Annotated in this window: 10 protein-coding genes and 1 pseudogene; 4 read left to right on the top strand and 7 right to left on the bottom strand. The window is 60.8% G+C overall.

Annotation, left to right across the window (positions count from 1 at the left end; genetic code table 11):
- Positions 1-132: 132 nt before the first annotated feature.
- A complete protein-coding gene (locus PYH37_RS11060) occupies positions 133-963 on the bottom strand; it encodes an alpha/beta fold hydrolase (protein ID WP_280731447.1) in 831 nt (276 codons plus the stop codon).
- 112 nt (positions 964-1,075) lie between these two features.
- A complete protein-coding gene (locus PYH37_RS11055) occupies positions 1,076-2,020 on the bottom strand; it encodes a homocysteine S-methyltransferase family protein (RefSeq protein ID WP_280731446.1) in 945 nt (314 codons plus the stop codon).
- A gap of 192 nt (positions 2,021-2,212) precedes the next feature.
- On the opposite strand from PYH37_RS11055, the gene PYH37_RS11050 reads away from it, so the two are divergent.
- Positions 2,213-3,208: an AraC family transcriptional regulator gene (locus PYH37_RS11050; RefSeq protein WP_280736681.1), complete on the top strand. Its 996-nt coding sequence runs from the start codon at positions 2,213-2,215 to the stop codon at positions 3,206-3,208.
- A gap of 380 nt (positions 3,209-3,588) precedes the next feature.
- On the opposite strand, the gene PYH37_RS11045 is transcribed toward PYH37_RS11050, so the two are convergent.
- Entirely contained in the window at positions 3,589-4,089 is a 501-nt protein-coding gene (locus PYH37_RS11045) for a hypothetical protein (RefSeq protein ID WP_280731445.1), read from the bottom strand.
- 1,131 nt (positions 4,090-5,220) lie between these two features.
- Here PYH37_RS11045 and PYH37_RS11035 point away from each other — a divergent pair.
- A pseudogene (locus PYH37_RS11035) lies at positions 5,221-5,348 on the top strand (helix-turn-helix domain-containing protein); the annotation flags it as partial.
- Between the two features lie 217 nt (positions 5,349-5,565).
- Here PYH37_RS11035 and PYH37_RS11030 read toward each other — a convergent pair.
- A complete protein-coding gene (locus tag PYH37_RS11030; RefSeq protein ID WP_280731444.1) occupies positions 5,566-6,309 on the bottom strand; it encodes a LysR family transcriptional regulator in 744 nt (247 codons plus the stop codon).
- A gap of 144 nt (positions 6,310-6,453) precedes the next feature.
- Between PYH37_RS11030 and PYH37_RS11025 the strand changes: the two genes are divergently transcribed.
- Together PYH37_RS11025 and PYH37_RS11020 are read left to right on the top strand one after the other, a co-directional pair.
- Positions 6,454-6,654, top strand: a complete 201-nt coding sequence (locus PYH37_RS11025; RefSeq protein ID WP_280731443.1) for a helix-turn-helix domain-containing protein — start codon at positions 6,454-6,456, stop codon at positions 6,652-6,654.
- Positions 6,655-6,801: 147 nt separating this feature from the next.
- Positions 6,802-7,056, top strand: a complete 255-nt coding sequence (locus PYH37_RS11020; protein ID WP_280732542.1) for a hypothetical protein — start codon at positions 6,802-6,804, stop codon at positions 7,054-7,056.
- Here the strand turns inward: PYH37_RS11020 and PYH37_RS11015 are convergent.
- The 3 genes from PYH37_RS11015 to PYH37_RS11005 form a co-directional block, all read right to left on the bottom strand.
- Positions 6,992-7,294, bottom strand: coding sequence for a MurR/RpiR family transcriptional regulator (locus tag PYH37_RS11015; RefSeq protein WP_280731442.1), 303 nt, complete (start codon positions 7,292-7,294; stop codon positions 6,992-6,994). The genes PYH37_RS11020 and PYH37_RS11015 overlap by 65 nt on opposite strands.
- A 76-nt stretch (positions 7,295-7,370) precedes the next feature.
- On the bottom strand, positions 7,371-8,312 hold the full coding sequence (locus PYH37_RS11010) for a sugar phosphate isomerase/epimerase family protein (RefSeq protein WP_280731441.1): 942 nt from the start codon (positions 8,310-8,312) through the stop codon (positions 7,371-7,373).
- Positions 8,313-8,368: 56 nt separating this feature from the next.
- Positions 8,369-9,541 (bottom strand): Gfo/Idh/MocA family protein, encoded by a 1,173-nt coding sequence (locus tag PYH37_RS11005; protein ID WP_280731440.1) that lies wholly within the window; start codon positions 9,539-9,541, stop codon positions 8,369-8,371.
- Positions 9,542-9,550 lie beyond the last annotated feature (9 nt).

Here is a 9,550-nt window from a genome sequence, read left to right as displayed (position 1 = left end):
GTTCTCTTCCTTTTTGGTTGTGACCTTCCGTCCTCGGAGCGATGGACGCCGGCGCCGAAGACGGACGATCGACTAACGGTCTGAGCTTCCCGCCGCCAAGCCACGAGGCTCAATTAGTCAGGTGGCGCGTGCTCAGGCGGCTACTCGCGACGCCGCCACCGTCTCGACGAAGGCCGCGGCGTCCCGGGCGAAACGCTCGGGCTCTTCCCAGTGGAACGAATGACCGGCCGTTTCGTACAGCAACAATTCGGCGTTCCGGATCACGCCCAGGAGCTTGTCCTGGTCCGACCGCGGAAAGAAGTTGTCGTGGGCGCCCCATACGATGAGTGTGGGAGCCCCGATGCGCGGGAGATCGCGCGTATGATCGGCGTTCATCAGCCCCTGTAACGCCGCGCGCCATACCCTGGCGGGGACTTTGAGGCTTTCGCTGATGAAAGTCTCAAGGAGTTCATCCGGGATTGGCTGGTTGACCGTGCCACGTTGAAAATCGCACGCGAGATCCCTTCGTACCGGATCTTCGAGTTGCGAAACCCCTTCCCGCCAGAGTTCGTCCACAACGGCGTTACCCATGACGGTCGGGAACGAGCCCATAAGGACCAGTCCGGAGACACGCTCCGGGTAATCGATAGCGATGCGTTGTGCGATAAAACTGCCCATGGAGTGACCGGCAATGACTGCGCGGGAAATGCCGAGCCTGTCCAGCAGTCTCACGGCGTCCGCCGCGAAATCTTCGGGCGAGTAGCCGTTGGCCGGTCTATCTGCCTCGCCGTGCCCTCTTTGCGTAAACGCGATGGCGCGGATCGAAGCCGGAAACTTCGACAGCATCGGTTCGAACGAGCGCCAGCTATCGGAATAACCATGCAAGAGAAGCAGCGGCGTCCCGGCGGGATCGCCGTGCTCGACGCATGGGACCGAAAGGCCGTCGCCGAGTGTGACGGTGTATGACCTCAAATTTTCGCTCATGGCATTCTCCCTAGACGTGTGGTTCTGAGGTTTAGGACCGTTGGACTCAGGCCGAACTCCCGCCTCAGATTCTTTCGGAGCCGCGCTCGTTCCCTTCCGATCCTAGGCCGCGTCACGCGGCTTCCATGCAGCTCATACGGATCTGCTCGGTATGGCGATGATCGGTGCCGCAGCAGCCGCCGAGCACCTCGATGTGCCCGAAACAACGGCGCAGGTCCCGGTACTGCAGGCCGAGCTCTATCGGATTCCCGTCATCGAGTACTGTCGCGGCATCGAGCTCGGCATGGCTGCATTTCGAGGCGTTGGCCCTTATCCCGCACAGCCGTTCGACCCAGGCTCCGCCATCAAGCACGTTCTTGAATTGGGTCGGATGGGCGCAGTTGATCATGAAGTATTCCGGCCCGTTGCCGATCGCCCGATCAACGGCCTCGATGGCGTCCTGAAGGCGCTCGCCCGTGGGGAGGCGCCCGTCGGTCTCCACCGTGAAGGAAATGACGGCCGGTAGTCCGAAAGCCTGCGCCGCCCGGGTCACGCCGATCGCTTCGTTGGTATTGGTCATGGTGATGGCGGTGACCAGATCGACGCCGGATTCCGCGAAGACGCCGACTTGCCGAGCGTGGTAGGCCTGAGCCTCCTCCGGGCTCATCACCTTGCCGGGATCGTAGCCGTCGCGGCGGGGACCGATGCAGCCGCTGATAATCATCGGTGAGCGTTCGGTCTCGAACTCGGCCTTCAACTCGCGCAGGAGGGCGATCGCCTTGCGGTTGGCCTCATCGAGCGTCTGCGCGGAATAGCCGAGCTTGTCACCCCAGTCGCGGCTCGCCCGCCAGGTGGCGCTTTCCAGGATGAAGCCGGTTCCGTTCTTTCGCGCGATTTCCGCGTGGCGGCGATAACAGTCGCGCAGTGCTTGCGCGCCTTTCTCGTCCCGGAGCAGATGAAAGGCCGCGAAATGAGGAAGTTCGAGACCGTCCTGGAATATCGATCTGGTCTCGATTCCGGCGTCGGTTAAAAAGATGTCTCCACCAAGCTGCGGCAGACGATGTCTAAAATCGCTCATCGTTTATGTCCTCCGCTGCGGGACAGAGATGCGTAATCGCGGATGCGGTCGGCGACCACTACCCCATCGCGGCCTCTTCGCGCGTATTTTCGTTACTGTCTTTGCGCTATCGGTTATGATGCAACTCGCGTTCCTGGAGAATGACCGGAACGCCGGTTCTCTTGTCCGAGCCGCCGGACAACGGGGTGGACAATGGATGCGCTGCTGGACATCTGCCGGACGATGCAGCTTACCGGGGGAGTCTTTCTCGAGGCGGAGTTCACCGCGCCCTGGTGTGTGACTTCGCAGATCGCGCCAGAGGACTGCGGCCCTTTCATGCCGCCGCCGGCTCAGTTGATCGCCTATCATTACGTGACCGCCGGTCGCCTCATTCTGCAGACGGACGGGCATCCACCGGTTCCGGTTCAAGCCGGCGAGATCATCTTGATGCCGCGCAACGACGAGCACGTCATCGGTAGTGCGGCCAATCTCAGGCCGATTAACGCCCATTTCCTAATCCAGCCCGCAGCAGCAGGCGGATTGGCTCGCATCGTCTACGGAGGCGGCGGCGAGCGGACCCAAATCCTGTGCGGTTATCTCGGCACCGATACGCCCAATGCGACGATCTGTGGCATCTTGCCGAGGATGCTCAAAATTGACGTCGAAGAGGGAGCCTCCGGCAGCTGGATTGAGAGTTCGTTCCGCTTTGCCGCGCAACAGCTAGCAGAAGGCAGGATCGAGTCGCCGGCGGTCCTTGCGAAACTGGCCGAGCTGCTGTTCGTGGAAGCAGTGCGCCGCTATGCGAGGTCACTTCCACCGGAGGCGAGCGGGTGGCTCGCCGGCCTGCGCGACCGCGCGGTTGGGCGGGCGCTGGCGCTTCTGCACAGCCGCATGACCCACCGCTGGACGACCGAGGAACTCGCCCAGGAAATCGGGTTGTCGCGCTCCGCGTTTGCCGAACGATTCACAAGCCTCATGGGCGAGCCGCCGATGCGCTACCTGGCGAACTGGCGGATGCAGGTCGCGGCACAACGACTGAGGGGCTCCCACGAACCCATCGCTCGCATTGCCTTTGAAATTGGCTACGAATCGGAAGCCGCCTTCAACCGGGCCTTCAGAAGCACATTTGACATGCCGCCAACCGCTTGGCGCAAACTGCAGTCGGGTGTGAACGGCGCCCCTGACAGAATGATCAGTGGCGGACTGTGACGCCTAACTCCCTCGCCTGTTCGATGAGAAGCGAACATCCGCCCTGGGTCGACGGTGAATCAGCAGCCCAATTATCGCGGTGCGCGCGCCGGCAGTTTCCCTTCAATACATTATGCGATCTTTCGAGCACGGAACGAGAACATCCCTCGCTGCGACCGTCGAAGCTTGTGGAGGTAGAGCTGCTCTCGAACTTAGGAGACGTTGCACTGGGCTGGCCGCCTCCCGTCGCTGTCAAACGGAGCGGGCTTTCGAGCTACCTTGATCCATAAATTCTACCGGCCGCCGAAACCCTCGATTGAAGGCCGCGGAAGCATATGTTTGTCATTGTCGGGACACGCGGGCGAAAACAATCGCGCGCCCGCGCGGCGTTTTAACTTCTGCTACTTCACCGGTATCATAAGGTGGGCGTAGGGAGTGCCCGCCCACATCACATATGGTCTGGATGTGTCGGGTTTGGGATCCGTCGGATAGCCTTGCATCATGTCCGTCGCATTGACGATCATGACATGCGGGCCGGTTTCCACCCAGTTGTTACCCGCTTCAGGCTTCGTCGCATAAGGATCGGTGTTGCTCGCGTCGGTGCCGCCGGCCAGCATATACATGAAGCCCACCTTGCCCTTCGGCGGCTCCTTTTTTTGAATCCATGCCATCGCCCATTCCATCGCATTGGCATCGCCGCACATCGGGTCCTGGCCAGGCGTGACCGGATTGTCCGGCATGCACCAGAAACCATTCGTGCCTTCTCTCAACGTACGCATAGCACCCTTCTCATCCATAGCGTGGATAGCAGCGCCGCTTGCTACCGCAGTGGGCGCCGCGGATTCAGCGCTTTTGATCAGTGCAGCGTCGTCGGCGGCCGCGCCCTGCACAACTGCAACCAAACTGCTCGCCGCCAAAAGCGCAGCGGCCGTTAGAAGCCTTTTCATGGCCGTTCTCCCGGATCGAGTTCATCGTTGTCATGGTACGGCCTGCGGCTGTTCCGAGCCGTATTAGCCACAACTAAAATGATAGCAGATCGCGCGCACCCGGACAATGAAGCAGGTCATCCGCACCAGACTGGTGAACGCGCACCTATGCGCTTGGGCGATTGCCGCTTCCGACCCCATTGTATGGACCGGCTGCCTTTCGCAAGTGAGGCGTGCAGGGATAGCGGAAGTCGCTCATATGTATCCGGCCTGTCGATCGGCTCGCGGGCCATGGCCTTGATGGGGAATACGCACGCACCTTTGGTCTCATTAGCGGACAGGTTGGCGAACAACCAAAAGGGTCGTCAGACTCTGGATGCATTCATCGATCCGGTCCATGCTTTCTCCTCAGTCGCGAACTTGGTCGAGGCGTCGGCTCAGATGGCCATGGCCTCGTGGCGATGGCTGTCGAATGGCTTGTCGTTGCGCAGCACGCTCCAGGCGATGCGCGCCAGCTTGTTGGCCAGTGCGGTGGCGAGCTTGTTGCGGTGAAGCCGGGGCGCTGCGTTCTGCAGCCACGATCCGAAGCTGATGTCGGACCGCCGCTAACGGCCCTGCCAGAGCATCGTTGCTCCAGCCAAATCTCGGCCAGCCGTTCAGGGTGTGAATATAGCTCAACATTCTCCGCGTCCTTTGCGGTGAATATGGCCTTTAATCTCCGCATTGCAACAGTATTCTCCGCATTTTCTGCGGCGATTAGTGCACCGTGTTCACCGCAAGGGAGTAAGGGATATCGCCCCTCGTCTTGGACTCGAGACCTACAGCCCCGCCGCGGGCCAACATCCGCGTGTCTGCCCCGATGAGCCGTCATGCGATCTTTTGAGCAAGAAACACAAACACTCTTGCACTGGGATCGGCGAAGGTCATTCCGGAAATGTGACCCGCCGCAAGTGGAACTCTTAGGCTGCCGAACTTACATCCTCGTCGCCGAAAAATCGTCTTCACCTTGTCGGCGCCGGTTGACCGTTCACTAGTGCTGCCGCATCGCCTGAAGTTCCCTGAATCGCGAATTCCCGACTCGTACGAACGCTCACGGGCGTTGAACGGGTGTTCGCACGATATCTAAATACCAAAGGGTCCACAGTTCAAAAGTGGGAGACCGGCGCCAAGCGCCGAGCGGACCCGCACTGAAGCTCCGCTCAATTGTCCAGAAGCACGGGCGACAGATGTTGTCGCGAGGAGGTCTTCATCAGACCCAGCGGCAAGCCACTCCAACAGAAAGAAGGGGACATACGAGGCAGAGGCGCCGCAGTGCCGAAGCCAGTTCGCGCGCACTTGATCGATTATGAGGGCAGCCGCAGGTTTTAACGTGAGCAGCCGCCCGGAATGCAAAAACCGGGACCACTGCGCCCGGCAAGCTGCTCCGTTTGAGCGAGCGAAGACCGCCTCCCCTCACCTTCCCGGCCGCGCCAGCGATCTTGCAATGTCGATGATGTCGTCGCGCGAGGCGGTCGGGTCCTCCTTGTTCCAGGCGACGCCGAGGCCGATGCGGAAGTCGACGCCCCTCACCTTCCGGAGCTCGAAATTGCGGTTCGGCAGATCCTGCGTCCATTCCGGCGCAAAGCCGATGCCGAGGCCGGCAGAAACCAGCGAGACGAGCGAGAAGCTGTCGTCGCAGCTATAGGCGATGTTTTTCGTCAGATCGTGCTCTTCGAACTTTTCCGTAAAATAGCGCTCGGTATAGGAGAGGTTCGCCCTGGAAAAGGAGATGATCTTCTGGTCTCTGAGATCCTCAAGGCCGATCTCGCTTTGAGCGGCAAGCGGGCTTTGCTTTTCCACCGCCAACAGATAACGCTCCTGGGCGATCGAGAAGAAGCGCAAGGCGCCGATGTTTTCGACCGGCCTTATGAAGCCGAGATTGATCTTGACGTTTCTGCCGGCGACCGAGCGGGTGGCTTCGGTGGAGAGATCGACATCTCTTAAGATCCGGACACAGCGATCATGAAACACCTCCCCTGCCCTGGTCAGCGCCACCCGTCTCGTCGTGCGGGTGAGAAGCTGGACGCCGAGTTCCTTCTCCAGCGCCTGCACCTGATTGCTCAACGCCGGCTGGGCGATATGCACCCGTGCCGCCGCCCGACCGAAGTGCAGCTCCTCGGCAACCGCAACGAAATAGCTCAGCTGGCGCAGTTCCATGGATGACTCCGGCCGTGTTTCCTACCGTGCGCCTCAATTAATACCCTGTTTTGGGGTACTCGAAAAGCGGGTTTATTGAGATCGCTGGTTCTAACCAACTGGCGATCGAAATTGTCCTCTTTTCACGCGATTGTTTACGGCCGAATGATCGGCGGCCTCATCGCGGCTCGAAAGGCCGCAAACGTCACGCAGGCGGAGTTGGGCCAGCGGATTGGCCAGCGTCAAACCTTTGTGTCCAAATTCGAGCTGGGGGAACGGCGCCTCGATGCAGCGGAGTTCGTCAAGGTAAGCAGAGCGATCGGCGCTGACCCATACAAGATAATGCGGGATGCTGAATCGGATTAAGACCGACGTCTTACAGACGGGTTCCGATTGATACATTATGCGATCTTTGAAGTACATAACGAGAACACACCCGCCGAAGTCCGGTTCGTGCGTCAACGGCCGCTATTGACTTTCGTTCAGCGTCCTAATTGAGCCGATGTCGTACAAATGGTCGCGATGCCTCAGGCGATCTGCCATCTCGACGAAAAAGAAACCGGTCGAGGTGGACGGGACGCTGGCCGGCTCGCGCAACTGGAAAGCGAGATCTATCGCGGTGACGGCAGCGAGCGGATGAGTGGGTCAGATTGGTCATGTTTTCCTCTTCTGCGCTGCCAGTCATTGATTCTTTCGTCGCCGCTCAGACGCAGCGAACTTTCGGCGCTGGCGACGTCCGGTGTTGGGGGCAAAGCGAAGTTTCTCTGAGGTGGTGCCGGAAAAGCTCCCGGAATTGTTTAAACGTGCGGAAACCTAGAAGGCTGGCAAGCCGGACCACGGTGGTCGATGAGACTGAACACGCGGCCGCGACGGATCTCGCGGTCCCAAAGGCGACAATGTCGGGTTTGGCCAGCGTTCCGCGAAGAACGCGTTCGAGCTGGGGTGGCAAGACAAGCTTCCTCGACGCGATTATCTGTTTCAGTTCCGAGAGACTTTTCGGCGGCATGCTTGTCCCCTCCTGGACCTGATGAGGAGGCAACCGCCTTCTCCTCATCTGTTCCGCAACCCACGCTCATCGGCCGCTACCGGCTGATGGTCTGTTTGAGGGCATCGACGGAAGAGGTGATGCCTGCCTCGGTAGACATGGTGAAGTCCTCCATCTCGAGGCTTACCCAGCCGTTGTAGCCGCACATGCGCACGACCGAGAAAAACTCCTTCCACCACTGCAGATCACGGCCCGCGCCCACGGCAACGTAGTTCCAGCTGCGGTTCGCGACGTCGGTGACCTCCTTCAGTTCGAGAAGGCCGTTCACGTCTGCGAGGCCGCGCTCGATACGGGTGTCCTTGCCGTGGCAATGGTGGATCGCGTTGCCGAGCGCACGAGCGGACGCGATCGGATCGGCTCCCATCCACATCAGATGCGACGGGTCTAGGTTCATGCCGACCATCGGGCCGACTTCGTTGCGCAGGCGGAAAAGCGTCTCGGGATTCCGTACGAGCATCGCCGAGAAGTTTTCGAGCGCGTATCTTTCGACGCCGGCCTCCTTGGCCAGCTTCACCAGATCGTGCCACAGCGGGAAAGCGCGGTCTTCCCACTGATAGCGGTCTCGCTCGGGCATCTCGTCGGGCCAGCTCTTGGTGTAGACGAGCCAGTTGGGGACCACGTCGCCAGGCGCGGCTTCAGGCAGACCGGACATGGTCACGATGGTCTTGACGCCGATCTCGCCGGCGAGGCGGATCGTGTCCTTCATCTCTTTCAGGTGGCGTTTGCCCATCTCGCCCGGATCGAGCGGATTGGCCGAGCAATTGAGGGCCGCGATCTCAAGGCCGCGCGCCTCGATCTCCCTCAGCTTCGCCCTCAGGAGCGCTTTGTCTGCCAGGAGCTCGTCGGCCCGGAAATGTGGCGCCCGCGACCAGCCGCCGCCGGTCATCTCGATACCCTCGACGCCGAGTTTAACGGATTTGTCGAGCATCTCCGTGAAGGAGAGATTGCCCATGACATCTGTGCAAATCGAAAGTTTCATCTTGTCTCTGTCCGAAAAAGGGGGGCGCACTTCAGTGCGCCCCAGTTGGGGAGGAGCTACTTGAAATCGACCCAGGCGGAGCCGGCGTCGGCCGAGCGGACGCAGTTCTCCAGCCAGCGGACACCTTCGGTGCCGGCGCTGATGCCCGGGTAGTGGTGGGTTTTCAGGAAGGCTTCGTCGCCGCGGTTCTTGGCGTCGATCGCCTGCGCGATCCACAGGTAGATGTTCGACCAGCTGTCACCGAGGCCCTCGGTGTGCAGCGCGCCCATGCGGTCGACCGCAAGACTTTCTTCCTCGAGATAGGGCATGCCGTGATGCAGGGTGCGGTTCGGCTCGCCCTGGACTTCGTAGATCAACTGGTCGGGACGGCTGTCGGACCATTCGACGGAGGCTTTGGAGCCAACGAAGCGGTAGCGCTGCGAACCCATGTTGCCCGCGTCCACGGACGAGACCCAGAGGCGGCCGCGCGCCCCGTTGTCGTAGTGCATCAGCACCGTGGCATGGTCCTCAAGCGGTGCGCGGGTCGGGATAAACGCCTTGCGATCGCAGAGCAGCTTCTCGATCTTCATATGCGGCAGCACGATCTCGGACAGGTAGTAGAGATGCGTGCCGATATCGCCGAGGACGAAGGTGGGGCCGGCGGTCTTCGGATTGGTGCGCCATCTAACGGCCTCGCCGGCGCCAACATCGTCGCCCGCATTGAAGCCGTGGGTATATTGCATGTCGACGATGCGGATATCGCCGAGCATGCCCTTGTTGACCATGGCCGCCATCTGGTGAACCAGCGGATGGCCGGTGAAGCCGTAGGTGACGCCGACGATCAGGCCGTTCTCATTGGCGAGCTTCTCGATCTCCTCGCATTCGGCGACGGTGAAGAAGAGCGGCTTTTCGCAGATCACATGCAGGCCGGCCTCTAGGCAGGCCTTGTTGATCTCGTAATGGGTGAAGTTGGGCGTGGCGATCGACACGACCTCGAGGCCGTCGGGACGCCCTGCTTCGCCCGCGATCAGTTCCTGGTAAGTGGCATAGCAGCGGTCCGCGGCCACTCCCAGCTTGGTACCGAAATCGCGCCCCCGCTCCGCATCGAGATCGAATGCACCAGCGAGCAATTGGTAAGTGCCGTCCCTGAGTGCACCGGTGCGGTGCTTGTAGCCGACCTGGCCGGTGCGGCCGCCACCGATCATGCCCCAGCGCAGCGGGCGGGAAATCGTTCTTTCTCCGTTGATCATCCGATCATC

The organism is Sinorhizobium numidicum (assembly GCF_029892045.1).
In the GTDB taxonomy this organism is placed as follows: Bacteria; Pseudomonadota; Alphaproteobacteria; order Rhizobiales; family Rhizobiaceae; genus Sinorhizobium; species Sinorhizobium numidicum.
Note: the sequence above shows the minus strand (reverse complement) of the source record. Positions and strands in the feature narration are given on the sequence as shown.

Coding starts and splice junctions, on each gene's coding strand:
- PYH37_RS11060 (WP_280731447.1), bottom strand. CDS start 963: ATGAGCGAAAATTTGAGGTCATACACCGTCACACTCGGCGACGGCCTT.
- PYH37_RS11055 (WP_280731446.1), bottom strand. CDS start 2,020: ATGAGCGATTTTAGACATCGTCTGCCGCAGCTTGGTGGAGACATCTTT.
- PYH37_RS11050 (WP_280736681.1), top strand. CDS start 2,213: ATGGATGCGCTGCTGGACATCTGCCGGACGATGCAGCTTACCGGGGGA.
- PYH37_RS11030 (WP_280731444.1), bottom strand. CDS start 6,309: ATGGAACTGCGCCAGCTGAGCTATTTCGTTGCGGTTGCCGAGGAGCTG.
- PYH37_RS11025 (WP_280731443.1), top strand. CDS start 6,454: ATGATCGGCGGCCTCATCGCGGCTCGAAAGGCCGCAAACGTCACGCAG.
- PYH37_RS11020 (WP_280732542.1), top strand. CDS start 6,802: ATGGTCGCGATGCCTCAGGCGATCTGCCATCTCGACGAAAAAGAAACC.
- PYH37_RS11015 (WP_280731442.1), bottom strand. CDS start 7,294: ATGCCGCCGAAAAGTCTCTCGGAACTGAAACAGATAATCGCGTCGAGG.
- PYH37_RS11010 (WP_280731441.1), bottom strand. CDS start 8,312: ATGAAACTTTCGATTTGCACAGATGTCATGGGCAATCTCTCCTTCACG.
- PYH37_RS11005 (WP_280731440.1), bottom strand. CDS start 9,541: ATGATCAACGGAGAAAGAACGATTTCCCGCCCGCTGCGCTGGGGCATG.